The 24075-nt window shown below is 70.7% G+C and carries 23 protein-coding genes and 3 pseudogenes; 13 read left to right on the top strand and 13 right to left on the bottom strand.

Annotation, left to right across the window (positions count from 1 at the left end; genetic code table 11):
* The first annotated feature begins 186 nt into the window (after window positions 1–186).
* Entirely contained in the window at window positions 187–1023 is an 837-nt protein-coding gene (locus tag SLUN_RS15900; protein ID WP_108149111.1) for a MurR/RpiR family transcriptional regulator, read from the top strand.
* Window positions 1024–1070: 47 nt separating this feature from the next.
* Here SLUN_RS15900 and SLUN_RS15895 read toward each other — a convergent pair whose 3' ends face one another.
* The 5 genes from SLUN_RS15895 to SLUN_RS15875 form a co-directional block, all read right to left on the bottom strand.
* Window positions 1071–1445, bottom strand: a complete 375-nt coding sequence (locus SLUN_RS15895) for a hypothetical protein (RefSeq protein WP_108149110.1) — start codon at window positions 1443–1445, stop codon at window positions 1071–1073.
* 54 nt (window positions 1446–1499) lie between these two features.
* Window positions 1500–1928, bottom strand: a complete 429-nt coding sequence (locus tag SLUN_RS15890) for a roadblock/LC7 domain-containing protein (RefSeq protein WP_108154775.1) — start codon at window positions 1926–1928, stop codon at window positions 1500–1502.
* Between the two features lie 43 nt (window positions 1929–1971).
* Entirely contained in the window at window positions 1972–2745 is a 774-nt protein-coding gene (locus SLUN_RS15885; protein WP_108149109.1) for a hypothetical protein, read from the bottom strand.
* The gene (locus SLUN_RS15880; RefSeq protein ID WP_108149108.1) at window positions 2742–3128 is read right to left on the bottom strand and encodes a hypothetical protein; all 387 of its coding nucleotides are present in this window, start codon (window positions 3126–3128) and stop codon (window positions 2742–2744) included. Before SLUN_RS15880 ends, SLUN_RS15885 begins: the two co-directional genes overlap by 4 nt.
* Before the next feature lie 237 nt (window positions 3129–3365).
* Complete coding sequence (locus SLUN_RS15875) at window positions 3366–4709, bottom strand: type III PLP-dependent enzyme domain-containing protein (protein WP_108149107.1); 1344 nt, start codon at window positions 4707–4709, stop codon at window positions 3366–3368.
* Window positions 4710–4827: 118 nt separating this feature from the next.
* Between SLUN_RS15875 and hutU the strand changes: the two genes are divergently transcribed.
* The 4 genes from hutU (at window position 4828) to hutI (ending at window position 10382) form a co-directional block, all read left to right on the top strand.
* Complete coding sequence (hutU, locus tag SLUN_RS15870; RefSeq protein WP_108149106.1) at window positions 4828–6489, top strand: urocanate hydratase; 1662 nt, start codon at window positions 4828–4830, stop codon at window positions 6487–6489.
* A 101-nt stretch (window positions 6490–6590) separates the two neighbouring features.
* Window positions 6591–7781 (top strand): allantoate amidohydrolase, encoded by a 1191-nt coding sequence (locus tag SLUN_RS15865; protein WP_108154774.1) that lies wholly within the window; start codon window positions 6591–6593, stop codon window positions 7779–7781.
* Window positions 7772–9124 carry a formimidoylglutamate deiminase gene (locus SLUN_RS15860; protein WP_108149105.1) on the top strand — a complete coding sequence of 451 codons (1353 nt, stop codon included), beginning with the start codon at window positions 7772–7774 and terminating at the stop codon, window positions 9122–9124. The genes SLUN_RS15865 and SLUN_RS15860 overlap by 10 nt, the downstream gene beginning before the upstream one ends.
* 85 nt (window positions 9125–9209) lie before the next feature.
* Complete coding sequence (gene hutI / locus SLUN_RS15855) at window positions 9210–10382, top strand: imidazolonepropionase (protein ID WP_108149104.1); 1173 nt, start codon at window positions 9210–9212, stop codon at window positions 10380–10382.
* Window positions 10383–10467: 85 nt separating this feature from the next.
* Here the strand turns inward: hutI and SLUN_RS41160 are convergent.
* Window positions 10468–10896, bottom strand: a pseudogene (locus SLUN_RS41160) (NF041680 family putative transposase); the annotation flags it as partial.
* 120 nt (window positions 10897–11016) lie between these two features.
* Here SLUN_RS41160 and SLUN_RS15845 point away from each other — a divergent pair.
* The 3 genes and pseudogenes from SLUN_RS15845 to SLUN_RS15835 form a co-directional block, all read left to right on the top strand.
* On the top strand, window positions 11017–11886 hold the full coding sequence (locus SLUN_RS15845) for a T6SS immunity protein Tdi1 domain-containing protein (RefSeq protein ID WP_159100263.1): 870 nt from the start codon (window positions 11017–11019) through the stop codon (window positions 11884–11886).
* A gap of 27 nt (window positions 11887–11913) precedes the next feature.
* A pseudogene (locus SLUN_RS15840) lies at window positions 11914–12245 on the top strand (DinB family protein); the annotation flags it as partial.
* A 146-nt stretch (window positions 12246–12391) separates the two neighbouring features.
* Window positions 12392–12662 (top strand): annotated as a pseudogene (locus tag SLUN_RS15835) (transposase family protein); the annotation flags it as partial.
* 149 nt (window positions 12663–12811) lie between these two features.
* Here SLUN_RS15835 and SLUN_RS15830 read toward each other — a convergent pair.
* Window positions 12812–13144 (bottom strand): hypothetical protein, encoded by a 333-nt coding sequence (locus SLUN_RS15830; protein WP_159100262.1) that lies wholly within the window; start codon window positions 13142–13144, stop codon window positions 12812–12814.
* A gap of 93 nt (window positions 13145–13237) precedes the next feature.
* On the opposite strand from SLUN_RS15830, the gene SLUN_RS39455 reads away from it, so the two are divergent.
* The 4 genes from SLUN_RS39455 (at window position 13238) to SLUN_RS15815 (ending at window position 17380) form a co-directional block, all read left to right on the top strand.
* A complete protein-coding gene (locus tag SLUN_RS39455) occupies window positions 13238–13393 on the top strand; it encodes a hypothetical protein (RefSeq protein ID WP_159100261.1) in 156 nt (51 codons plus the stop codon).
* Between the two features lie 506 nt (window positions 13394–13899).
* On the top strand, window positions 13900–15123 hold the full coding sequence (locus SLUN_RS15825) for an IS4 family transposase (protein WP_108149101.1): 1224 nt from the start codon (window positions 13900–13902) through the stop codon (window positions 15121–15123).
* A gap of 275 nt (window positions 15124–15398) precedes the next feature.
* Entirely contained in the window at window positions 15399–15809 is a 411-nt protein-coding gene (locus SLUN_RS15820; RefSeq protein WP_108154773.1) for a RidA family protein, read from the top strand.
* A gap of 116 nt (window positions 15810–15925) precedes the next feature.
* On the top strand, window positions 15926–17380 hold the full coding sequence (locus SLUN_RS15815; protein WP_108154772.1) for an NF041680 family putative transposase: 1455 nt from the start codon (window positions 15926–15928) through the stop codon (window positions 17378–17380).
* 9 nt (window positions 17381–17389) lie between these two features.
* Here the strand turns inward: SLUN_RS15815 and SLUN_RS15810 are convergent, their stop codons facing one another.
* From SLUN_RS15810 to SLUN_RS15790, 5 genes are all read right to left on the bottom strand, one after another.
* Window positions 17390–17731: a VOC family protein gene (locus tag SLUN_RS15810; RefSeq protein ID WP_108149100.1), complete on the bottom strand. Its 342-nt coding sequence runs from the start codon at window positions 17729–17731 to the stop codon at window positions 17390–17392.
* 103 nt (window positions 17732–17834) lie between these two features.
* Window positions 17835–18458 carry a class I SAM-dependent methyltransferase gene (locus tag SLUN_RS15805; RefSeq protein ID WP_108149099.1) on the bottom strand — a complete coding sequence of 208 codons (624 nt, stop codon included), beginning with the start codon at window positions 18456–18458 and terminating at the stop codon, window positions 17835–17837.
* A 58-nt stretch (window positions 18459–18516) separates the two neighbouring features.
* Window positions 18517–20028 carry a Fic family protein gene (locus tag SLUN_RS15800; RefSeq protein ID WP_108149098.1) on the bottom strand — a complete coding sequence of 504 codons (1512 nt, stop codon included), beginning with the start codon at window positions 20026–20028 and terminating at the stop codon, window positions 18517–18519.
* A gap of 94 nt (window positions 20029–20122) precedes the next feature.
* On the bottom strand, window positions 20123–20950 hold the full coding sequence (locus SLUN_RS15795) for a DNA-binding protein (protein ID WP_108149097.1): 828 nt from the start codon (window positions 20948–20950) through the stop codon (window positions 20123–20125).
* A gap of 250 nt (window positions 20951–21200) precedes the next feature.
* Complete coding sequence (locus tag SLUN_RS15790; RefSeq protein ID WP_159100260.1) at window positions 21201–22007, bottom strand: hypothetical protein; 807 nt, start codon at window positions 22005–22007, stop codon at window positions 21201–21203.
* A gap of 148 nt (window positions 22008–22155) precedes the next feature.
* On the opposite strand from SLUN_RS15790, the gene SLUN_RS15785 reads away from it, so the two are divergent.
* A complete protein-coding gene (locus SLUN_RS15785; protein ID WP_108149095.1) occupies window positions 22156–22851 on the top strand; it encodes an aspartate/glutamate racemase family protein in 696 nt (231 codons plus the stop codon).
* Window positions 22852–22872: 21 nt separating this feature from the next.
* Here SLUN_RS15785 and SLUN_RS15780 read toward each other — a convergent pair whose 3' ends face one another.
* Window positions 22873–24075 carry a cytochrome P450 family protein gene (locus SLUN_RS15780; RefSeq protein ID WP_108149094.1) on the bottom strand — a complete coding sequence of 401 codons (1203 nt, stop codon included), beginning with the start codon at window positions 24073–24075 and terminating at the stop codon, window positions 22873–22875.

Genomic DNA, 24075 nt, shown 5'->3' with positions numbered 1-24075 from the left:
GAATAAGTTGTCAATGCCCCGGGGTAAACACTGGTTACAGATGCTCGGAAGGCAAGACAAACCGTCCGAAAGGAGGGGTTTGCGCGTGATGCCGTCCGAGAAGCTTGCTGACCGGCCGCTGACCGATGATGTGACGGGGGCGGCGGCGCTGCTCGACCGGTTCACGGACCTGATGAGGGGGATGGCATGAGCGACAGCCCTGCCGCACGGCTGCAACAGCTCTTCGAGAGTCACCGGCTCACGCCCACCCAGCGGCGCATCGCGCACAGCATGGTGCGCAGGGCCGCCGACGCGCCGTTCCTGTCCAGCGTGGAGCTCGCCGAACTGGCCGGGGTCAGCCAGCCCTCCGTCACCCGCTTCGCCGTCGCGCTCGGCTTCGACGGCTATCCCGCGCTGCGCCGCCATCTTCGGGAGGTCGCGCCGGCGGAGAGCGAGGCCGGGAAGGACGCGTACAACGAGTACCAGCAGGCGGTGCAGGCCGAGATCGAGAACCTGCGCCACCTGTCCGAACTGCTCGCCGACCCCGCCGCGGTCGAGCGCGCGGGCCGGCTTCTGGCCGCCTCCCGCCCGCTGCCGGTGCTCGGTCTGCGCGCCGCGTCCTCGCAGGCCCGCGGCTTCGCGTACTTCGCGGCAAAGGTCCACCCGGACGTACGGCTGCTCGACGAGGGCGGCACGATGCTCGCCGACCGCATCGACGCGGCCCGCCGGGCGGGCGCGAGCGCGCTGCTGTGCTTTGCCCTGCCGCGGCACCCCAAGGAGGTCGTGGAGGCGCTGGCGTACGCGCGGTCGGCGGGGCTGACGGTGGTGACGGTCGCGGACTCGGCGTTCGCGCCGGTGGCCGGCCACAGCGACCTGCTGATCCCGGCGGCGGTCGGCACGGGCCTGGCCTTCGACACGGCGTGCGCGCCGATGCTGCTGGGGCGGGTGCTGCTCGAGGCGATGTGCGACGACCTGCCGGACGCGCAGGCGCGACTGGAGGAGTTCGACGCGAGGGCCGCGGCGCGGGGCCTGTTCGTGGAGTAGCCGGAGGGGCTCCGACGGAGCCCCTCCGGCTGTCCGGCCGCGGGCGGTCAGATCTCCAGCTCGGCCTCGATCTTCTTCAGCTGATGCCGGGCCATGGCGAGGTTCGCCCGCTCCTTGTCGAGCGCCAGGTAGAGGAACAGGCCGTTGGCTCCCCGGCCCTTGAGCAGCCGGATCAGGTGGTACTGCCCGCCGAGGGTGATGAGGATGTCCTCGATGCCGTCCTTGAGCCCGAGCTGCTCCATGGTGCGCACCTTGGCGCGCACCACATCGGTGTTGCCCGCCGCGGCGACCGTCAGGTCCAGGTCCTTTCCGCCTCCGACAGTGCCGAGGGCCATTCCGCTGGTGTAGTCGACGAGTGCGGCGCCGATGGCGCCCTCGATGACAGTGGTGGCTTCCTTGAGGGCGCGTTCGGTGTTGGCCATGAGATGCGCACTTCCTTTCCGTCTGGGTGTCCGTGATGGTGTGTCGGTCATGGGTCAGGTGTTCTCCGGTCGTTCGAGGGCGCCGTCGACCAGCTCGCCGATGCGGGTGCCGGAGCGGCGTGCCTCGAGATGGAGCCGTCCCACGTTGATGCGTGGCTCGGCCAGGAGGGTGAGGACGGCCGAGGTCCCCGCCGCGTAGGACGCGACGTAACCCTGGTCGCCCCGGACCAGCAGCTCGAGGAAGCCCCCCTGTCCGGTGGCCTCGGTCAGCCGCACCGCGACGCCGAGGGCGGCGGCGGTCAGCGCCGCCACGCCCTCCGCCTCCCCGGTGTCCGCCGCCAGCACGAGACCGTCCGTGCTGGCGGCGAGCGCTCCGGTCAGCTGGGGCAGTCGTATGCGCAGTCGTTTCAGTTCGGCGAGCACATCGGCCTCGGCCGTCATGAGCTGTCTCCTCTCGGCGCGCTGCCGCAGTGCGCGCCTCATGAACATGAAGGCGGGCACAGGACCTGGTGGATGGAGCGGTGGGTCACAGGGTTGCCTCCAGTGCGTCGCGGAGCCGGCGGAGCATGGCGGAGTCCAGGACGGACGGGGGTTCGCCGGTCCCGGCGTTCTCACGATCGGTGTCGGGCCCTGAGGGCGCGGCCGGCTCGGCGGGCGTCTCGATGAGCCCCTCCGCGGCCAGCCTCCGCACCTCGACCAGGGTGTTGAAGGCCGGACGCCCCAGCGTCCGGGCGATGGCGGCCGGGGTGCGTACGCCGTCGGCGAGATGCAGCAGCCCCTGCCGCCGGGGCCCGAGCGCCCGCCCCGCGGGCTCCGGGCGGCGCTTCACCGGAGCCGTGTCGACCGTCGGATGGGGCCATACCGAGTCCAGCAGCAGGCTGCGCCGCTGGGCCTCGCGTTCGACGACCTGGGTGGGTACCGGTCGCACCCGGCCGATCCAGTGGGCGACCCCGTAGCGGAAGCGGGTCGGACCGCTGGCGGGCGAGAGTGCGAAGAAAGCGGCGTCGAACAGCGCACCGAGATGGCAGATCTCCAGCTCGCCGCCGCCCACCTGGCCGCTGTCGACGAGGAAGCGTGCGACCTCGCGGCGCGAGCCCGCTTGTGCGACCGCGTCGGCCCAGCTGTCGTGCGGCAACCGGCCGCTCGCGGTCAGCAGGACGTCGAGTCCGGGAGCCGCGGGGCTCTCGGCGTGCACGACCTGACCGTCGGCCAGGTACAGGGCGCCGTGGTCGCGTACCAGCACGCCCGTGGCACGTTCTTCCGCGAGTCTGACGAGCATCGGGGAAACGGCGGCTCTCATCCGAGCACCAGCCCTTCGGAGAGATGGCGAAGACGCAGCCGGGCCAGTGCGAGATTGCCCAGGTCCCGGTCGAGCCACAGATGCAGGAGCACGCTGCCGTCGAAGGCGGTGTCCACGAAACGCACCAGGTGATAGCCGGTACGGGTGGTGACGATGAGGTCCTCGACGGGCGTGGGGTCCTCGGGCGCGTACGTCGCGAAGGTTGCGTACTCCGTGGCCACCCTGGCCAGTTCGGCTGTCTCCGCGGCGGCGGCCTCGTGGCCGCTGTGCGCCGACTCACCGACCGTGCCGAGCGCGAGGCCGCTGATCCAGTCCACGATGGCTGCTCCACGCGCGCCCGGCACCAGCATGACCTGAAGCAGACACTCGTCGATTCCGGGCACGCGGACTCCCCTCCCCACCTCGGCGTGCCGCGCACTGAAGTGCGGCAGTGACGGGGAGATTACGCAACGTGGCTTCTGTTGAGGGGAGTTGGGGCATTATCCATTGGTACATGCCCCCGTCCCGGTAGGGTCCGCACACCACCGCCTGCTCCTGACGCGTCGCGACCAGGCGGTCCGGCCTGCCCGCGTTCAGGCGGCCTGCTGTTTCAGCGCGCCCCCCGACATGGACCCCGCGTATCAGGGGGTGAGCAGGGTGTCCGGGTGGGCGCCGCCCGACTCGGCGACGATCTCGGCCAGGCTCTGCGGGCTCCGCACGGTCGCGAACCGCACCGCCGTCCCGTCTGCCGTCTCCGCGCCGGTGACGAAGCCGTAAATGCCGGGCCGGGGCAGGCTGTTGTAGCCGTAGTGGTTCGAGAAGCAGTACGCGCCGGTGTCCAGCGCCGCGATCACATCGCCCTGCTCCAGCAGCGGCAGCGGCCGGTTCTCGGCGAGCAGGTCGCCCGCGAAGCAGGCGGGTCCGGCGATGTCCTGCGGCACGGCGGGCCCGGCCTTGGGGCTGCCCTTGGGGTCGTACGCGGCGATGCGCAGCGGCCAGGAGGCCGGGTCGTAGACGGTACGGGTGGCGACCTGGACGCCGGCGTGGGTGACCGCGATGGGGCGGGATCCGGCGGTCTTGGCGTACTCGACGCGGGCGAGGACCGTGCCGTGCTTGGCGAGCAGGGAGCGGCCGAACTCGGTGACCAGGCCGTAGCGCCCGTCGAGCACTCCGGGGACCCGCTCCTTGAGCAGCCGGGCGTAGTCGGCGAAGGCCGGTGACTGCTCGTCGGAGGTGAAGTTGACCGGGAGGCCGCCGCCAATGTCGAGGGTGTCGATCTGCTGCCGGCCGGCCGCGGTGTTGATCTCCTCGGCCAGTTCGTACAGGACCTGGATGCCCTGCGCCATCAGGGACAGTGGCAGGCCCTGGGAGCCGGAGTGGGTGTGCAGCCGGGTCAGCCAGGGGCGGTCGAGATACGCGCGTACGACCCAGTCGCGGGCGCCTTCGTCGCGCAGCGCGACACCGAATTTGGAGGTCGCGGTGGCGGTGGACAGGGCCCCGATGGCGCCCCCGCCGACCTGCGGATTCACGCGCAGACCGAGCGGCGAGCGGGAGGACGCGGACGCGATGAGGGCGTCGATGCGCGCGAGCTCCTGCGGGTTGTCGGCGTTGACGGCGATCCCGAGGGCGAGAGCCTCGCGCAGCTCGGCGGGCGTCTTGGCGGGGGAGTCGAGCACGGTGCGCCCGGGCTCTACGCCGGCGGCCCGGGCCAGGGCCAGCTCGCCCGGACTCGCGACCTCCGCGCCGATGCCCTCGGCGTGCAGCAGAGCGAGTACGGGGACGAGGGGCGCGGCCTTCACGGCGAAGGCGTGCAGCACGGGGGCGTCGGTGACGGCGGCGAAGGCGGCCCGCAGGGCGGCCGCGCAGGAGCGGATGCCGGCCACGTCCAGGAGGGCGGCGACGGGCTGCGCCTCGCCCAGCAGACCCTGCTCCACCGCCGCTCGTACGGCCTGATCCCGACGGTCTGCAGCACGCTCTGAAGCCATGTACGCCAGCCAATCATCCGGTGGGACGCACCGCAGCTGTTGACTAAGACTATTCAGGCAGCCAGGATGTGAATAGATAAGCCAACAGTCATGGTCGCAGTCGCGAGGAGGCATTGCCATGTCAGGACCCCGCCCCGTACGGGCACCGCGCGGTACGGAACTGAGCGCCCTGGGATGGCAGCAGGAAGCCGCCCTCCGCATGCTCCAGAACAACCTCGACCCCGAGGTCGCCGAGCACCCCGACAAGCTCGTCGTCTACGGCGGCACGGGCAAGGCGGCCCGCGACTGGCGCTCCTTCGACGCGATGGTGCGCACGCTGCGGACGCTGAAGCAGGACGAGACGATGCTCGTCCAGTCCGGCCGCCCGGTCGGCGTGATGCAGACGCACGAGTGGGCACCTCGCGTGCTCATCGCCAACTCCAACCTGGTCGGCGACTGGGCGAACTGGGAGGAGTTCCGGCGCTTGGAGGCCCTCGGCCTGACCATGTACGGCCAGATGACGGCCGGCTCGTGGATCTACATCGGCACGCAGGGCATCCTGCAGGGCACCTACGAGACGTTCGCCGCGGTGGCGGCGAAGAAGTTCAACGGCACGCTCGCGGGGACGATCACGCTGACCGCCGGTCTGGGCGGCATGGGCGGCGCGCAGCCGCTCGCCGTGACGATGAACGACGGCGTCGCGATCTGTATCGACGTCGACCCGCGCGCGATCGAGCGCCGTATCGAGCACCGCTACCTGGATGTGCGCGCGGACTCGCTGGAGCACGCGCTGTCCCTGGCCGTCGAGGCGCGGGACGCGCGCAAGCCCCTGTCCATCGGCCTGCTCGGCAACGCGGCGGAGCTGCTGCCGCGGATGCTCGCCGAGGGCGCCCCGATCGACATCGTGACCGACCAGACGAGCGCCCACGACCCGCTCGCGTATCTGCCGCTGGGCGTCGAGTTCGACGAGATGGCCTCGTACGCGGCCGAGAAGCCCGCGGACTTCACGCAGCGCGCGCGCGAGTCGATGGCGAAGCACGTCGAAGCCATGGTCGGCTTCATGGACGCGGGCGCCGAGGTCTTCGACTACGGCAACTCGATCCGCGGCGAGGCCCAACTGGCGGGATACGAGCGGGCGTTCGACTTCCCCGGCTTCGTACCCGCGTACATCCGGCCGCTCTTCTGCGAGGGCAAGGGCCCGTTCCGCTGGGCGGCGCTCTCGGGTGAGGCGTCGGACATCCACAAGACCGACAAGGCGATGCTCGAGCTCTTCCCGGAGAACGAGTCCCTGCACCGCTGGCTCAAGATGGCCGGCGAGCGGGTCCACTTCCAGGGCCTTCCGGCGCGTATCTGCTGGCTCGGCTACGGCGAGCGGGACCGCGCGGGCGAGCGCTTCAACGACATGGTGGCGAGCGGTGAGCTGGCGGCCCCGCTGGTTATCGGCCGCGACCACCTGGACTGCGGCTCGGTGGCGTCCCCGTACCGCGAGACCGAGGCCATGCTGGACGGCTCGGACGCGATCGCCGACTGGCCGCTGCTGAACGCGATGGTCAACGTCGCGTCGGGCGCGTCCTGGGTCTCGATCCACCACGGCGGCGGCGTCGGCATGGGCCGCTCCATCCACGCGGGCCAGGTCTCGGTGGCGGACGGCACGAAGCTGGCGGGCGAGAAGATCCGCCGGGTGCTGACGAATGACCCGGGCATGGGCGTCATCCGGCATGTCGATGCCGGGTACGACATCGCGGAGTCGGTGGCGGACGAGAAGGGCGTGCGGGTTCCGATGAGGGAGGGCGACGCGTGAGCGAGGAGGCGTTTCCCCACCGGGGCTCCGCCCCGGACCCCGCGCCTCGAACGCCGGCGGGGCTGGATTCGCCGGCCCGTCCGGCGGACTCCTTCCACCAGATGTGGCAGGACCTCGCGCCCATCGGGCGCAACGCCGAAAGCGGCGGCTACAGGCGCTACGCCTGGACCGCCGCCGACGCCGACTGCCGCGCCTGGTTCCAGGCCCAGGCCGAAACCCGCGGCCTCACCTGCGAGGTCGACCGCAACGGCAACCAGTGGGCCTGGCTCGGCGACCCCACCGCCCCCGGCGCCGTCGTCACCGGCTCGCACCTCGACTCCGTCCCGGACGGCGGCGCCTTCGACGGGCCCCTCGGCGTCGTCTCCTCCTTCGCCGCACTCGACGAACTCCGCCGCAGGGGAGCGGAGTTCAACAAGCCCCTCGCCATCACCAACTTCGGTGACGAGGAGGGAGCCCGCTTCGGTCTCGCCTGCGTCGGCTCACGCCTGGCCGCCGGGCAGCTGACGCCCGAGAAGGCGGCCGAACTCCGGGACGCCGACGGCATCACCCTGCCCCAGGCCATGGAGCGCGCCGGGTACGACCCGTCGCTCATCGGCCCCGACCCCGAACGCCTCGCCCGTATCGGCGCGTTCGTCGAGCTCCATGTCGAGCAGGGCCGGGCGCTCGACCTGTCGGGCAACCCCGTCGGCATCGCATCCGCGATCTGGCCGCACGGCCGCTGGCGGTTCGACTTCCACGGCGAGGCCAACCACGCCGGCACGACGCGGCTCGTCGACCGCCGCGACCCGATGCTGACGTACGCCGAGACCGTCCTCGCGGCCCGCCGCGAGGCCGAACTCGCGGGCGCGGTCGCCACGTTCGGCAAGATCTCCGTCGAGCCGAACGCCGTCAACGCCATCCCCTCGCTCGTGCGCGGCTGGCTGGACTCGCGCGCCGCCGACCAGAGCACCCTCGACACCGTCGTCGCCGCGGTGACGCGGGCGGCGAAGGACCGGGCCGAACGGGACGGCGTCGATCTGCGCGTCGTACGGGAGTCCTTCACGCCCGTGATCGAGTTCGAGCACGCCCTGCGCGACGAACTCAACAAGATCCTCGGCGGCGCGCTCCCGGTGCTCGGCACGGGCGCCGGACACGACGCGGGTATTTTGTCCGGATCGATCCCGACCGCCATGCTGTTCGTACGGAACCCCACCGGCGTCTCGCACTCCCCGGCGGAGTTCGCCGCCGAGGACGACTGCGTGGCCGGGGTGATCGCACTCGCCGACGTACTGGAGGGGCTGGCGTGCAGCTGACGTACTGGGCGGAACACGCCTGGCTGGACACGAATGTCGAGCCGGGCGTGGCCCTCGATGTGACGGACGGCCGGATCACGGCGGTACGCAAAGGGATCGTCGCCCCGCCCCAGGGCGCGACGGTCCTGCGCGGCCTGACGATCCCGGGCCTCGCGAACGCCCACTCGCACGCCTTCCACCGTGCCCTGCGCGGAATCGTCCAGGTGGGCTCCGGGACCTTCTGGACCTGGCGCGAGTTCATGTACCAGGTCGCGTCCCGGCTCACCCCGGAGACGTACTTCGAGCTCGCGCGGGCCGTGTACGCGGAGATGGCGCTGGCCGGGATCACCTCGGTGGGCGAGTTCCACTATGTGCACCACGCGCCGGGCGGCACCCCGTACGCCGACCCGAACGCGATGGGCGAGGCGCTGATCGCGGCGGCGGCGGACGCGGGCATCCGGATCACGCTGCTCGACACGGCGTACCTTTCCTCCGCCATCAGGGACAAGCACAGCGGGGAGGCCCCGAACAAGCACCAGCTGCGCTTCTCCGACGGCACGGCGGACGCGTGGGCGGAGCGGGCCGCGCTGCTGAAGGACAGTGACCACGCCCGTATCGGCGCGGCGATCCACTCCGTACGAGCCGTCCCGGCCGCGCAGCTGAGGACGGTCGCTGAGTGGGCCGCCGCCCGTCAGGCCCCCCTCCACGTCCACCTCTCCGAGCAGACCGCGGAGAACGACGCGTGCCTGGCCGCGCACGGGTGCACCCCCACCCGGCTGCTCGCCGACCACGGCGTGCTCGGCCCGCGCACGACGGGCGTCCACAACACGCACCTGACCGACGAGGACATCGCGCTGCTGGGCGGCGCGAGCACGGGCACGTGCATGTGCCCGACGACGGAACGCGACCTGGCGGACGGCATCGGCCCCGCCGCCGCGCTGCAGCGGGCGGGCTCGCCGCTCTCGCTGGGCAGCGACAGCCACGCGGTCATCGACCTCCTCGAAGAGGCCCGCGCGATGGAACTCAACGAGCGCCTGCGCACCCGGGCCCGCGGCCACTGGACGGCGGCGGCGCTGCTGCGGGCGGCCACGGCGGACGGCCACGCGGCGCTGGGTTGGCCCGACGCGGGCCGCCTCGAGCCGGGCGCGCTCGCGGACTTCACGACGGTGGCCCTCGACTCGGTCCGCACGGCGGGCCCGGTCCCGCGGCTGGCGGCGGAGACGGCGGTGTTCGCGGCGACGGCGGCGGATGTGCGGGACACGGTGGTGGGGGGCCGCCATGTGGTCCGCTCCGGGGTGCACGCGTTGATCCCGGACGTGGCGGGCTCGTTGGCCGCGTCGATCGCGGCGGTACGCGGGGGGTGACCGGGGCTCCGCCCCGGACCCCGCGCCTCAATCGCCCCCCGCACCCGGACCCCGCGCCGCGCTCACATGCCAGTGAAGAGGACCCATGACCACCACCGCCATCACCAACATCGGCAGCCTCGTCACCAACGACCCCGCCCTCGGCGACGAGTCCCCCCTCGGCCTCCTCCGCGACGCCGCCATCGTCATCGACGGCGACCGCATCGCCTGGGTCGGCCCCACCGCAAACGCCCCCGCCGCCGACGACACCGTCGACGCGGGCGGTCGCGCCGGCATCCCCGGGTTCGTCGACTCCCACTCCCACCTCGTCTTCGCGGGCGACCGCACCCAGGAGTTCAACGCCCGCATGTCCGGCCGCGCCTACTCCGCCGGCGGCATCCGTACCACCGTCGCCGCCACCCGCGCCGCCACCGAGGAGGCGCTCGAAGCGAACCTCACGCACTACCTCCGCGAGGCCCTCCGCCAGGGCACCACCACCTTCGAGACCAAGTCCGGCTACGGGCTGACCGTCGAGGACGAGGCCCGTGCCCTGCGTATCGCCGCACAGCACACCGACGAGGTCACCTACCTCGGCGCGCACATCGTCCCGCCGGACTACGCCGACGACCCCGCCGGCTACGTCGCCCTCGTCACCGGCGAGATGCTCGACGCCTGCGCCCCGTACGCCCGTTGGGTCGACGTCTTCTGCGAGAAGGGTGCCTTCGACGGTGACCAGGCCCGCGCGATCCTGACCGCCGGCAAGGCGAAGGGTCTGCACCCGCGCGTGCACGCCAACCAGCTGAGCTACGGCCCCGGCGTGCAGCTCGCCGTCGAGCTCGACGCGGCCAGCGCCGACCACTGCACCCATCTCACGCAGCAGGACGTCGACGCCCTCGCGAGCGGCGCGACCGTCGCCACGCTCCTGCCCGGCGCGGAGTTCTCGACCCGCGCCGAGTGGCCCGACGCCCGTCGCCTCCTCGACGCGGGCGTGACCGTCGCGCTCTCCACGGACTGCAACCCGGGCTCGTCCTTCACGTCCTCCGTGCCGTTCTGTATCGCCCTCGCCGTACGCGACATGAAGATGACCCCGGACGAGGCGATCTGGTCCGCGACGGCCGGCGGCGCGGCGGCCCTGCGCCGCACCGACATCGGCCGCATCACGCCCGGCGCCCGCGCGGACCTCGCCCTGCTGGACGCCCCGAGCCATGTCCACCTGGCCTACCGCCCGGGCGTACCGCTCGTCTCGGACGTGTGGCGTCAGGGCAAGAGGTGCCGGTAACCGCCCGGGTGCTCCCTCAGGAAGCCGGCGAAGGACCTCGCCGGGTGACCCGCCAGCCTCGGCAGCCGGGCAGCCTCATTGATCCTTAACGTCTGGCTTGGTCTCGTTCGTAGAGGGTGCTGGCTCGTTTCACGGTTTTGCCCACGTCGTGGCGGGTGGCGGGATGTCGGTTCCTGGAGCCGGGCGGGCGTCCGGGGCCGGGGCGGCTGGGTTTGGGCACGCGGGCCGGGCAGGCCAGGTGTGGGCGGATGTGTCTGAACCCGCGCCGGACCCGGGTCGGAGTGAGAGCGACGCCGGGGCGGGTGGCCTTCTCCCAGGGTTTGCGCAGGTCGGAGGCGAGCGGGGCGGCGAGGCGGAGTTGGGTGTGGGCGGTGATGACGAGCCAGGTCCAGCGGTCCGCTGCCAGCGGTTCGCGCAGGCGTGGTCGGGTCCAGCCGAGGGTCTGTTTGAACAGGCGGAATGTGTGCTCAAGATCGAATCTGCGGAGGAACGCCCGCCAGCGCAGGTCGACGTCATTCCGCGGCCCATGCCGCTCGGTAGAATTCGGCGGGGTGGCCTGGCCGTCGAACCGTGCGACTTCCGTCGCGGCATCGAGCTGAACTGGGGTCGCATCCAAGAGACCGGGAAGGCCCGCATGACGACGTTCCGAACTTTCGACCCGGTCGCGCCGATATCCGAGGAGACGATCACGCAATTCGCGGGGCAGGTGCCCGACGGCGTCGTGGAGCTGTGGCGCGCGCAGGGCGCCGGCTTCGTCGGCGACGACGGCTACTTCCGTGTGGTCGACCCCGCCCGCGCCGCGTCGATGTTCAAGGGTGTGCTCAGCCTGCCCGAGGGGTCGACGGTGCTGTTCACCACCGCCCTCGCCGATGCCGTCGTCTCGGTCAACGGGCTCTACCTCGTGGTGAAGTCGCGATTCGGGGCGATCGACATCGTCGAGAGACGCTCGTTCGACGAGATCGTCGGCCTCATCGAGGACCCGGCTCAGCGCGACGTCGGATGGGAGTGGCAGCCCTACCCGGCCGCCCGCGATCGCGATGGCGTACCCGGCTTGGAGCAGTGCTTCGGCTACGTGCCGCTCCTCGCCCTCGGTGGGTCGAGCAATCTCGACCACCTGCAGCTCGGCGGTCTCTACGAGCATCTCGCGGTCATCGCGCAGCTCGCCGGGCAGCCCCAGGTGCGCCGGCTCCTGCCGGTCGCGGCGGCCGCCGATGGCGCGACCGCGGTCACCGGCGGCACCGATCGGCTCGTCGAGGTGGGGCGCAACCTGTTCGCGATGTTCACGACCGATCCGGTCGTGAACATCGTGGAACTGCCGGGCGGACTCGGGGTCTGCCTCGTCCACGCCGTGCGCGGCGGCGGCAAGATCTACGTCGCACCCGACGAGTCGGCGTTGTTCGTCGGCCCTGCGGTCGACTTCGATGCCGGGCTCGGTGCGTTCCGCGACGGCGTGCGTACCCCCATCGAGAAGTTCGACCCCTCGGGTGGGGGTGCGGGCGCGTGAGGTGACCCCTGCGGTGTGGACACTCTGATGGCGGATCTGCACTTCTGCTTCGCGGGCTGATGGGAGTGGACCTTCGGTGAACGGCGGCAGGAGCCGAAGCTGCTGGTCGACTTCAGCCCCTCTGTCGCCTCGGCCCTCGAGCAGTTCTGGACGCTGATCGACCGCTGGCGCGACAGAGTCGCCGCCGTCACCGACGAGCAGCTCGACACGGTCGGCTTCTCGCCGTACCCGTACGGCTCCGACCCCGACGACCCGTTTATCAGCGTGCTGTGGGGGCCAACCTCGAATTCATCCACCACATGGCCGAGATCGTGTTGCTCCGCGACCTGTGGCGGGCCCGCTTCACCACTCCCCGGTAGGCCCGGGCGTGCCATGGCGTTTCCGATCCCCGCACCGGTGACCGTTCGCAACCTGTCGCGTGAGCCTGCCAGTTGAGCTGACAGTGCAGCGAAGCCCCTGGTAGATGGGTTCTCGAACAAGTCGCCGTGTCGATGAGGGGCTCCGTGTGCTTATCTACCCGTCCTCCATCGATCTGTCCAGCCGCACCTTGCGCTACCTGACCAGGCAACTCATCGTGCGGCGCCGTAAGATCGGCACTCGCTGGCGGCGTCTGCCGGCCGGCTGTCAGGCCCCGCTCGCCCTGGCCCACCTGCGCCGCAGTGAGACCTACGCGCAGTTCGCCGCGGGCTTCGGCATCGGCGTCGCCACGGTCTACCGGTACGTAGGTGAGGCCGTGAGTGCTCTCCGCCCTCGCTCCCCCTCTGGAACAGGCGATGGACACCGACCGGCGGTAGGCATTCGTGATCCCGCCACCGCCCATCCCGCCGAGGTGTCCGGTCCGGCAGCAACGACTCGATCCTCGCCCACTGCGCGTCAGTCAATGACACGACCGGACCGGCGATCGGATGATCGGAAAAGAGACGGCTTAGTTGTCCCGGTCGGGCACGGGGACGCTGGCGGCGGTGAACGGGTCGAGGAGCGCGCGGTACTGATCCTTGGTCAGTTTCACGCGCTTGTGCACGGCCCGTGCGGCGATGGCGTCAGGCGGACGCGCCGACCGTGTGAAGACCCTTGCGGACCTGCTCCAGTTCATCGGCACGCGGGAGCAGCGCCGATCTGACAGCGTGGTCGATCGCGGAGTTCTCCGAGGCGGACACCCGTGCCGCCACCGCTCCAGGAACTCCTCGTACAGCACCGCGAGTGCTTCGGCCGGCAGGGCCGTGGCGGACGTGATGAAGCGGGCGGTCGTGGGATTCACGGGGCGTACCTCCTGTGTGGTGCGGACGACGGTCAGGGTACGGTCCGGGTCGGACACTGCTCCGGCGGGCGGAGCGAGTGGGAGGGCAGTCGGGTGGCGGAGCGGTACCGCGTGGAGTGGACCTACGAGGGCAGCCCGTTGGCGTCGTACGACACCTACGACCTGGCCGGCGCCGAGCGCTATCGGGCCAGGGTGGCGGAGGACCCGATCGCCGAGGACGTCCGGATCGTGGAGGTCGGGCCGGAGTAGTCGGCCGCGCCGGCGCTCACTGCGCGGTGCCGGCCGGCAGCCAGCACCGGGCGCACCGGGATGACCGCCGCGGACGTCGACCTGCGCTGGCGGGCGTTCCTCCGCTCCTTAACATCGTGCCTGGCCGCGTGGTCACTCTTTGGAGTGATCGCAGGATCGTCCGCAAATTCAGAAGCATCGCTATGTCCCAGGAGGGGCTTCACGAGGGTCACCCACACCAGCAGCGGGTGGCACCGCAGCAGCAAGTCGCCTTCACCTACGGCGTCAACGGATCCCCGCACCCACGGCACAACCGCGGCCCGACCTCGCGGCGCCTGACCACGACCAGCCTCAGTCGGACACCACCGACCGGGGACACCGTCCGCCGATGCCTCCTGACCTGCGCGGAGAGACCACTCAACTTGTCATGTCAGGACCCGAAACAGCTTCTCAGCTTGTTCTTTAACCTCAATGCCGTTGACTTTGGGCTGAGTTAGCAGTTCAACGGATACCAGGGGTGGTGTTCCGTGGCTGCTCGGCTGGTCGATCGTGTGGCGCTCGGGGATCTGACTCAGGTGTTCCCGCCGGAGCTCGTGGATGCGGTGCTCGCGAAGACTCAAGACCATGAGGTGCGCCAGCGGCTGCTGCCTCCGCGGCTGATGGTGTACTTCATGCTGGCCAGGGCGTTGTTCTGCCCTGAGCCCTATCGCGAGGTGTTACGTCTGCTCGCGGAGCCGGCCCGGCACGAAGGCGGCTGGGGATCGTGGCGGGTGCCGGACAAGGCCGCGGTCTTCCGCGCCCGCCGGAAACTGGGGGCGGAACCGTTCCGGGAACTGCTGGTGCACGCCGGTGCGGCGGTGGCGGACGAGCGGACTCCAGGTGCGTTCTGGCGGGGGCTCCGGGTGATGGCGGTCGACGGCACCACGCTCGCGGTGGCCGACACCGCTGCGAACGAGACGGCGCTGGGGCGGGTTCGGGCCAGGCCGGGCAAGGGGCCGACCGGCTATCCGCTGGTTCGTCTCGCTGTCCTGGCCGAGGCCGGAACTCACGTGATCGTGGACGCGGTCGTCGACTCCTACCGGGTCAAGGAACGGGTCCTGGTCGAGGGCCTGGCTCCTTCCCTCGGGCCGGGGATGCTGGTGTTGGGCGACCGCGGTCTGCCCGGGGCTCATCTGTGGCAGCTGCTGGCAGCCACCGGCGCCGACCTGCTCTGGCGCATCCCCGCCATCTGGAAACTCCCCGTCGAGGAGGCTCTCCCGGACGGCTCCTGGCTGTCCACGGTCCGTGGTGGCCAGGGCCGCAGTGTCCGCGCCCCGCAGGACATCCGTGTGCGCGTCATCGAGTACACCCTGGACGTGCCCGGCCGGAAGCCGGGAGAGACCTACCGGCTCATCACCACCCTCATGAACCCCGACCGGGCACCGGCCGGCGAGCTGGCGGCGCTCTACGGCGAATGTTGGGAGGTGGAGAACACCCTCGCCGAGCTGAAGACCACCCAGATCGGCACCCGCACCGTGCTGCCCAGCAAGAGCCCGGAGCTGGTGTTCCAGGAGGTCTACGCGCACTTGGCCGTCTACACCGGGCTGAGAGTGCTGATGCATGCGGCGGCCGTCAGCCGCAGCGAGCCCCTCGATCCCGACCGGCTCTCCTTCGTCGCAGCCCTGCGGGCAACCCGCCGCAGCGTCACCACGTTCACCGGCTCTTTTCCCCCCTCACCACCTCGCAGCCGAACTAGCCAACCTCGCCCGTGAACTGGCCCAGGAAATCAATCCGCCACGTCGCCTTCGAGTGCTGATCCGCCAAGCGAAGAGGAAGATGTCCCGCTTCCTCGCCTGGCACCCCGACCGGCCACGACCACCCCAGCCACGTCGACGCCCCGCTGAAACACTGCAGGTCATCCCAGCCACAGCGCCCCAACCAGACACCTAAGTCAACGGCATTGTCTTTAACCTCACGTCGCTGCGGAGTGCTTGCCGGTGGGGAAAATGCGGTGCGTGCTGGCACCACGCTGGTCAGACTCGCTGACATGACTGAGAAGATCACCCGCATCAACCCCGAGCAGCTGCATGAGACACCCGGCTACCACCACATCACCGTGGTGGAGGCAGGCCGTACCGCCTATCTGGCGGGGCAGTGCCCGCTTGATCGGAATGGTGACCTCGTCGGTTGCGGTTCCCTCGAGACGCAGGTCGACCAGGTTGTCGCGAACGCGCTCACTGCCCTGGCAGCGGTGAGTGCCCAGCCTGAACATGTGGTGCGGTCAGTGATCTACGTGCGAAGCAATGAGAGGGACATTCTCGGAGCCGCATGGCGTCGGCTCACCGAGTCTGCCCTGGGTCCGGCATTCACCACCGCCAGCACGCTCTTGGGCGTCGCCCAGCTGGGCTTTCCGGGACAGCTCGTCGAGGTGGATCTCACCGTGGCGCTGCCTGACTGACTTCGAACGGCGTATCGAACTAGGTAGCCCAGCTGAGCATTCGCGGGACGCTGGGGCGCCTTCGTCTGATCATGTGCTCCGACCAAGGTGCACCGATCGAGACGAAGGCCGTGAAGGTGAGTCTGCTGCCTGACGCCGGTCCCGGGGAAGCGTTCGCGCAAGCGTCACGCTTCCGGGAGGAACTATTCGACTGCCTGACCGTGCGCGGGGACGAGCTGTTCGAGCTCGTGGACGCGTTGCTGTGCGCGGACGGCCCGGTGACCTCGCCGGTGGAACTGACGCTGGTGGCCGAGCACCGGCGTGGGCACGGCGCGATGTACGAGGCGCTGAACCACGGGAACGTGGACGTACCCCGGTTGCGGCAGGTGCTGGCCGGTCTGCCGATGCCGCGGGCCGCCGACGGGCGCCTGGTCCTGGCCGTCGACGTCAGCAACTGGCTCCGCCCCGACGCGCCGACCAGCGCGGATCGCCTGTTCTGCCACGTCTACGGCCGCAGCGGACGGTCCTCGGACCAGTTCATCCCCGGCTGGCCGTACTCGTTCGTCGCCGCCCTCGAATCAGGCCGGACGTCCTGGTGCCAGCTCCTGGATGCCGTCCGCCTCGGACCCGAGGACGACGTCGTCGAGGCCACCGCCTCCCAGCTCCGCCGGGTGGTCACCGACCTGATCGAGATGGGCCGCTGGCACGTCGGCGACCGCGACATCCTCATCGTCTTCGACGCCGGCTACGACGCCCCACGCATGGCCCACCTCCTCAACGGCCTCCCGGTCGAGGTGCTGGGACGGATGCGCTCCGACCGCGTCATGCGACGGCCGACGCCCTCGCTCAAGGAGTACGCCCTGGCCTACCCCCAGGGCGGGCGACCGCCGACGCACGGCAAGGAGTTCCGCTTCGCCAAGCCGGACACCTGGGGCGAGCCGGACGCGGCCACGACGCAGGTCACCGACCGATACGGCACCACCCGCGCGATGGCCTGGGACCGTATCCACCCGCGCCTGACCACCCGCTCCGCCTGGATCGACCACACCGGCGAACTCCCCATCATCGAGGGCACACTGATCCGCCTCCAGGTCGACCGGCTGCCCGGTGGAGGAGACCCGCTGCCGCTCTGGCTGTGGTCGTCCGCCACCGGCCTGAACTGCGAGGACGTCGACGTGCGCTGGCAGGCATTCCTGAGGCGCTTCGACCTGGAGCACACCTTCCGGCTGATGAAACAGACCCTCGGGTGGACCCGCCCGAAGCTGCGAACCCCCAAGGCCGGCGAGCGCTGGACCTGGCTGATCATCGCCGCCCACACCCAGATCCGCCTTCTGCGCGAGGCCGCCGCCGACTTGCGGCGGCCGTGGGAGAAGCCCGCCGAACCCGGCCGACTCACCCCGGCCCGAGTCCACCGGGGGTTTCGGAATCTCCGCCCGCACCTGCACTGCCCGGCCCGCGCGCCAAAACGCTCAACCCCCGGACCTGGCAGGCCACTTGGCTCGAAAAACCGGCGGCCCGCCACCCGTTACGACGTAGGTAAAACCGTGCAACGACCAGAGAGCATCACCGAACGAAACCGACTCAAACCATAAAGAACCAGCTCAGGCAGACTGAGCGAGGCCGATGACGTTGCCGTCGGCGTCCTTCACCAGAGCGATCAGCTTGCCGCCGCCGACGTCGTGCACCTCCTGCAGGGTTTCCGCACCGTCGTCGATGAGCGCCTTGAGGCTGCTCGCGATGTCCGCGACACGCCAGTAGACGACGGGTCCCGTCGCCCCCTTGTGGCCGTTGGGGTCCAGGCCGACGCCCTGGCCGGCGACGTCGAAGCCGACGTAGTACGACTCGTCCTGCGAGGGCTCGACCCCCAGCAGGGTGCCGTACAGGGCCTTGGCCCGGGCCAGGTCGGATACCGGGTAGATGACCGTCTCGATGCCGTCGGACATGATGCGTTCCCTTTGCTCGGTTTCTGCCGTTTGGCTGACACCGAGAACGCTACGGCCCGGATCCCCGGTCAGGCTTCTCCATTCCTGACCGGTCGGACAGGACCTACGGGGACAGGGCGGTGCCGAGGGAGTCGGCGCCCATCGGCTTCGGTGTGCCCTCCTCATAGAAGACGTCGAGTGCCGTGATCGTGAACCCCGCGGCCGTCAGCATGTCGACGGGCGGCCGGGTGAGGTGACACCCACCAAAGAGCCGCTTGTTCACGGGCTCGAGGCGATGTTGCCAGCGGCGCACGTTCTCGTCCTCCGCCGGGGCCAGCCCGTGCTCGAGGAAGTGCAGGGTCCCACCGGGCTTGAGGACGCGCTGCACCTCGCGCAGGGCGGCACCGGCATCGGGGATGGTGCACAGCGTCCAGGTGGACAGGGCGGCGTCAAAACTGTCGTCCTCGAAGGGCAGCGACTGACCGTCCAGCCCCGCGCGCCGCACCGGGACGCTCGCCGCCCTGACGCGCTCGCCGGCGAGTCTCCATCCCAGGTCGGAGGGCTCAACCGCGGTCACGCCGGTGACGCCCGCCGGGTAGAAGGGCACGTTGTGCCCCGTACCGAATCCGATCTCGACGACGTCGCCGGTCAGGCCCGCGCATACGCGCTGTCGCAGCGGCTGGGCTGCCTTGACGCCGCAGGCGGCGTTGATGATCCGCGGCAGTACTCGCTCGGCGTAGAACCCCATCGCTACCTCCGTGTCCCCTCCCAGCATGGCACCGGAGCAGCGTGACCGGCGCGCCGTGTCACTCCACTTCCGGCACGGAACCGGGCAGCCGCAGGCGCTGTGCCGCGTTCTCGGCTCGTACGGGATCCAGATATCCGTTCGTCTCCCGGATCTCGGCGTCAGCGGCATCGAACGTCCGCCAGTCGATCCCGGCAACCCAGCGCTGCGTGAACCGCAGCACGGCGGTCAGGCTCTCCCCGCGCCCCGCCCCGTTGCTCGCTCCGGCCAGCCCGGCCAGGTAGTTGCTCCGGTACACGGTCGGGACGATGAGCCGGATCTGCCCGGCCGCGCTCAGCTCGGAATTGGCGACGATACGGGCGACGCGTCCGTTGCCGTCGTCGAACGGATGGCACTCCGTGACCAGGAACATGACCGTGACGGCTCGGTGCAGCGGGTCGGTCACGGGCGCGAGCAGGTCGAAGCCGCGGGTCAGCGTCCCGACGAGCAGCTCGGGTTCGACGAACTGATAGCCGCCCGCCCAGTTCCGCTTCTGCTTCAGCAGACCTGGCCGCTTCTCCGGGCGGGCCGCCATCAGCGTCGCGTGGTGTTCGCGCAGGATGTCCAGCAACTCGGCCCCGGAGCGCGCTCTGTGCGCGGCCAGCTGGGGATCGGAGACGATCCGGTAGGTGGCGGCGACATCGTGCGCGTCCTGCGGCCGGGATGCCGGGATCTCGTTGTCGACGGCGATACGGAGTGCCTCCTCGACCGTGAACTCCGTGCCCTCGATGTAGTTCGAGAAGTAGGCCTCGAAGAACGGCAGCCACTCCCATTGGCCGGGTCCGCCGATCGCTGGTGCGGGCTCGGGCGGAATGGTGCCGAGTCCTGCCACGAGCCGCTCGATCAGCGCCAGTCGCGCGGCGTCGAAGGGTTCGCCCTCGAGCCTCGCTCTGAGCCTGGGCGAGAGGGGTGCGGAATCCGTGTGCGTGCCGAGCAGTTCCGCGAGCCGCCGGCGTACTGCCTCGACCGCGGGCCGGCCGAAGGAGCCCTTGATTAGATCCAGTTCGCCCAGCACGTTGCGAATACGCCCCGGTCCGCCGTCTCTGGCAAGCGCGTCCATTTGCTCTTCGGTTGCCTCCGTGCCCGCTGCTCGGGCTGGTCGTCCGGTCGGCGCAGGACCAGGGCTTGTCACGTTCTCCACGAGCCCCCGGGCGACGCCTGAAAGGTGCAGACCGTGGGGCATGGGCATGTCGCCGGGCAGCGCTCCGGGGCCGTCCTCGACCGAGATCGTGATGCCGGGGAGCCGCAGATTGCTCCGTCGGGCCGGATCCGGATGGCGAATGAACAGCCAGCCTTCGGCCGGACGCCCACCGGAGAACGCCGATCGGTCGGAGATGACTGCTCCGGGCCACACGCGGGCGACGACAGCCAGACAGTGATGGCGGGCAACGGCCTCCGGCGGCAGGGACGCATCCATCGCGTAGATACCGGGTGCCAGTCGCAGGGCGCGTCCTGCCTTGACCTGGCGGGTACGGGTCGCGCTGGAGCCGAACTCCAGGACACCAGCAGGTGAGCCCTTGGGAGCAACTTTCATGGGGGGTTCCTCCTCCGGAGTCACCAGATGTGAAAGGTTCCTCAGTGGTTCGGGGCGCGAAAGCAAGGTTCCTGCAGGGTTAGCTCTCTGTAGCCTACGCCGCGCGCTCGGTGGTGCAGTCCCCGCAGCGGCCAGGCTCCGGGGCCCGGAAGGCCCGTTCGCAGCCGTCGCAGGTCTGGAAGGGGTCCGGACCGGCGGCCGGAGCCGATACCGGGGGCAGCACAGGTGGCAGCCACTCCGTGAGCCGGTGGCGCAGCAGCCCCGCCGGGCGGCGGATGATCCCGACGGGGAGGTCCCCAGTGAGCGTGCGGGCGACCTGCGCGGGGGAGACGCCGCGGTCCAGCCAGGTGCGGACGGCGGGGGCGAGACGGTGTACGTCCCGCTCGGAGAGCAGCAGGCGGGGGTCCTGGCGGCGGAGGCCGGTGAGAAGCCCTGCGGCCGGCGGGTCGGCGGACTCCGGTTCCGGCTGGGCCGCCCGTGCGGGGGGCGGAACGGGCACGGACTCCGGCTCGACGGCGGGCTCGGCACCGGGCTCGGTGACCGGTTCGGGCTCCGCGCCCGGTTCGGCGCCCGGCTTCTCGTACCAGGTCGTACGCGTCACCATCCGGCCGCCCGCGACCCGTTCGCGCCGCCGCTCCAGATAGCCCGCGGCCTCCAACTCCCGCAGCGCGTCGGCGATACGGACCTCGCCCTCCTTGAAACGGTCGGCGAGCTGGGTGATCCCGACGCGGGTGCCGTCCGGCAGTGACTGGATGTGGACGCCGATACCGATGGCGGTGGCGGACAACTCATCGTGCTGAGCGAGGTGGTTGCCGACCACGGTGAAGCCGGAGTCGTGGCGGTGCCGGATGTGGATCACTCCGGCATACGGGTCGGTCTCGCTGCGCGCGCACGAGGGCGCGATAGACTTCGTCGAAGTCATCGGGAAGCTCCACTTCCTTGATGAACAGGCCCTCGTCCGGGATGCCAGTCCCGGCGGGGGCCGTCGTCATATGCGGTTGGTATGGCGCGACCGTACCGCCCGTCCCCGGACATCTGCCACTTCGTCACCTGAACGAGTGAGAAGTCCGGTTGGGTTGGGAGAAGTTCTTTCCCAGGTTCTTTAAAGGGGCGTCCCGCAAAGCCAGTTGGCCGTGCACCGGACCCTGGAAACCACGGCTCCGGTACCGAAGCTAACTCTCTTTGTCGGGCGCCGTCTGCCCGGTGTCCGCAGCGGGCGGGCCGGCGGCCGGCTCCGGTTCCGGCTTGGGCTCCGGCTCACCCTCGGCCCGTTCGATACGCGCGTTCATGATCAGCACCACGCCCGCCCCCAGCGCCCACACCCCCAGCAGCAGCGGTGTCAGCCACGCGGTGAACGGCCCCGCCAGCGACACCACCGCCACCGCGAAGCCCGCCCAGCCGAGCCAGGCCGGGATCGCCCCGGTCTCCTGGCCCGCGCGCCAGAGCCCGAACAGCATCACTGCCGCGCCCGCCATGGACGCGATCATCGCTCCGTACGCCACATTCAGCAGCAGGATCGAGATCAGCGCGGTCTCCGGGACGACCGGGAACGACTCGGAGTGGCTCACCGTGATGGCGAAGATGTTCCCGGCGAGCGCCCCGACCATGAGGAATGCCGTGAAGACCGTGCCGCCCACCAGCACCAGGTGGGAGCGGTTGCCGGCCAGCCGGGAGAGGGCGACCAGGAAGAACAGGAAGAGCAGGCCCGACACCAGCAGGATCAGGGCCGTGGCCTCCGCCACGTCCTGATTGCCGTCGTCGACGTAGTAGAAGAAAGCGCGCCTGAGCGCGCCGCTCCCCTCGGTGTCGGGTGTGCCCAGCCACAGCGCGTGCCCGGCGATCAGCAGCGCTCCGGCCAGCAGCCCGGCGATTCCCGGCCACAGGTCCCTGTGCTGGGTGGGTTCCGCGTGCGGGGCGGGATCCGTGCCCGGGGCTCCCGCGCTCTGCGACGCCATCATCCTGGCCTCCCAAGCGAACATCCCCGAGAAGGGTTCGTACAGACCATTTTGTCACTCACCGCCGGGTCGGCACGGCAGGGCGACGGCAGGGCGCCTGCGGGCGACGGCACGGCAGGGCGTCGGACATGGCAGAGAGTGACGGCACCGCAAGGCATGGCACAGTGGGGCGATGAGGACCATCGGGCTGATCGGCGGCATGAGCTGGGAATCCAGCGCGGAGTACTACCGCCTGCTCAACGAGCTCGTACGCGAACGGTTCGGCGGCCTGCACTCTGCCAAGTGCATCCTCCACTCGGTCGACTTCGCCGAGATCGAGGAGCTCCAGGCCGCGGGCGACTGGGAGCGCGCCGGGGAGATTCTCGCCGAGGCCGCCCGAGGGCTCCAGGCCGCGGGCGCCGACCTGTTGCTGATCTGCACCAACACCATGCACAAGGTCGCGGGGCAGGTCGAGGCCGCCGTCTCCGTGCCGCTGCTGCATCTCGCCGACGCGACCGCGGATGCCGTACGGGCCCGGGGGATCCGCCGCGTCGGGCTGCTCGGGACCGCTTTCACCATGGAGCAGGACTTCTACCGGGACCGGCTGGCCGGACACGGGCTCGAGGTGCTCACGCCCGACGCGGAAGGGCGCGCCCTGGTGCACCGGGTGATCTACGAGGAGCTGTGCCTCGGAGTCGTACGGGAGGAGTCCCGCGCCGCCTACCAGGACGTCATCGGCAAGCTCGTGGCCGCCGGGGCGGAAGGCGTCGTACTCGGGTGCACCGAGATCGAGTTGCTCATCGGCGAGAAGGACAGTCCCGTGCCCGTGTTCCCCACGACCCGGCTGCACGCCGAGGCGGCGGTGGACGCCGCTCTGGGTGGGCGCTGACGCCCACCCGGAGCATGCGCGTCAGCCCCGCACGCGTACCGGCAGCTTCTGCACGCTGTTGCCCACAAAGCTCGCGTGCCGCGGCAGTTCCGCCTCCGTGACCGCCAGGTCCAGCTCCGGGAAACGCGTGAACAGCTGCTCCAGCGCGATCGTCGCCTCCATCCGGGCCAGCGGCGAGCCCAGGCAGTAGTGCGGGCCGTGGCCCAGCGAGAGATGCCGGGCGCCACTCCTGGTGATGTCGAAGCGGTCCGCGTCCGGGCCGTGCGCCGAGGTGTCGCGGCCCGCGGCCGAGTAACCGGCAAGCACCGGCGTGCCCTTGGGGATCACCGTCCCGTCGAGCGTCAGATCCCGGGTCGGGTAACGGAACGGGAAGAAGCTCACCGGGCTGTCCCAGCGCAGCGTCTCCTCGACCACGTCCGGCCAGGCGGCCTTGCCGGACTGGACCAGTTCGAGCTGGTCGCGGTGCGCGCACAGGGCGCGTACGGCGTTGGTGATCAGGTTCAGCGTCGTCTCGTGCCCGGCGATGATCATCAGCAGCAGGGTGCCGATCAGCTCGTGCTGGCTGAGCCGGTCGCCGCCCTCCTCGCGGGCCGCGATCAGCGCGCTGGTCAGGTCGTCGCCCGGTTCCCGCGTACGGGAGACGGCGACCGCGGCCAGTACCTCCACCAGCTCGCGGTTGGCCGCCATCGCCTCCGCCGGGCCGATGGAGGTGCTGACCACCTGGTTCGACAGATGGTGCAGCCGGTCCTGGTACTCGGCGTCCACGCCGAGCAGCTCGCAGATGACGCCCATCGGCAGCGGCAGCGCGAAGTGCGTCCGCAGATCGGCGACGCCGTCGCCCGCCCGCGCCGCCTCGTCCAGGCCGTCCAGCAGCTCCGCCGTCACCGTCTCGATCCGCGGCCGGAGCTCCTCCACCCGCCGCGTGGTGAACGCCTTGCTCACCAGCGACCGCAGCCGCCGGTGGTCCGCGTCGTCGGCGGTGGTCATGCCCTGCACGGTCGCGAAGGTCTTCAGCGGCCAGCCGTCGGGTATCTCGCCGTCGCGCAGCGCGTTGAAGTGCTGAGCCCCCTTGGCCACGTCGGGGTGGGCGAGGAACTCCTTGAGCGCGTCATGGCCGAGTACCGCCATGCCCGCCACATCGCCGGGGAGCACGACCGGCGCGACCGCGCCCCGGGCGAGCAGCCGGGCGTTGTCCGCGTGCGGGCAGCCGCCGGCCGGGTCCAT

This window comes from Streptomyces lunaelactis (assembly GCF_003054555.1).
In the GTDB taxonomy this organism is placed as follows: domain Bacteria; phylum Actinomycetota; class Actinomycetes; order Streptomycetales; family Streptomycetaceae; genus Streptomyces; species Streptomyces lunaelactis.
This window is presented reverse-complemented; position numbering and strand designations above follow the sequence as displayed.

What these genes read in the sequence shown, in the direction of transcription:
- SLUN_RS15900 (WP_108149111.1), top strand. Translation starts at nt 187, where the DNA reads ATGAGCGACAGCCCTGCCGCACGGCTGCAACAGCTCTTCGAGAGTCAC.
- SLUN_RS15895 (WP_108149110.1), bottom strand. Translation starts at nt 1,445, where the DNA reads ATGGCCAACACCGAACGCGCCCTCAAGGAAGCCACCACTGTCATCGAG.
- SLUN_RS15890 (WP_108154775.1), bottom strand. Translation starts at nt 1,928, where the DNA reads ATGAGGCGCGCACTGCGGCAGCGCGCCGAGAGGAGACAGCTCATGACG.
- SLUN_RS15885 (WP_108149109.1), bottom strand. Translation starts at nt 2,745, where the DNA reads ATGAGAGCCGCCGTTTCCCCGATGCTCGTCAGACTCGCGGAAGAACGT.
- SLUN_RS15875 (WP_108149107.1), bottom strand. Translation starts at nt 4,709, where the DNA reads ATGGCTTCAGAGCGTGCTGCAGACCGTCGGGATCAGGCCGTACGAGCG.
- hutU (WP_108149106.1), top strand. Translation starts at nt 4,828, where the DNA reads ATGTCAGGACCCCGCCCCGTACGGGCACCGCGCGGTACGGAACTGAGC.
- SLUN_RS15865 (WP_108154774.1), top strand. Translation starts at nt 6,591, where the DNA reads ATGTGGCAGGACCTCGCGCCCATCGGGCGCAACGCCGAAAGCGGCGGC.
- hutI (WP_108149104.1), top strand. Translation starts at nt 9,210, where the DNA reads ATGACCACCACCGCCATCACCAACATCGGCAGCCTCGTCACCAACGAC.
- SLUN_RS15845 (WP_159100263.1), top strand. Translation starts at nt 11,017, where the DNA reads ATGACGACGTTCCGAACTTTCGACCCGGTCGCGCCGATATCCGAGGAG.
- SLUN_RS15820 (WP_108154773.1), top strand. Translation starts at nt 15,399, where the DNA reads ATGACTGAGAAGATCACCCGCATCAACCCCGAGCAGCTGCATGAGACA.
- SLUN_RS15810 (WP_108149100.1), bottom strand. Translation starts at nt 17,731, where the DNA reads ATGTCCGACGGCATCGAGACGGTCATCTACCCGGTATCCGACCTGGCC.
- SLUN_RS15805 (WP_108149099.1), bottom strand. Translation starts at nt 18,458, where the DNA reads ATGGGGTTCTACGCCGAGCGAGTACTGCCGCGGATCATCAACGCCGCC.
- SLUN_RS15800 (WP_108149098.1), bottom strand. Translation starts at nt 20,028, where the DNA reads ATGAAAGTTGCTCCCAAGGGCTCACCTGCTGGTGTCCTGGAGTTCGGC.
- SLUN_RS15795 (WP_108149097.1), bottom strand. Translation starts at nt 20,950, where the DNA reads ATGACTTCGACGAAGTCTATCGCGCCCTCGTGCGCGCGCAGCGAGACC.
- SLUN_RS15790 (WP_159100260.1), bottom strand. Translation starts at nt 22,007, where the DNA reads ATGTTCGCTTGGGAGGCCAGGATGATGGCGTCGCAGAGCGCGGGAGCC.
- SLUN_RS15785 (WP_108149095.1), top strand. Translation starts at nt 22,156, where the DNA reads ATGAGGACCATCGGGCTGATCGGCGGCATGAGCTGGGAATCCAGCGCG.
- SLUN_RS15780 (WP_108149094.1), bottom strand. Translation starts at nt 24,075, where the DNA reads ATGGACCCGGCCGGCGGCTGCCCGCACGCGGACAACGCCCGGCTGCTC.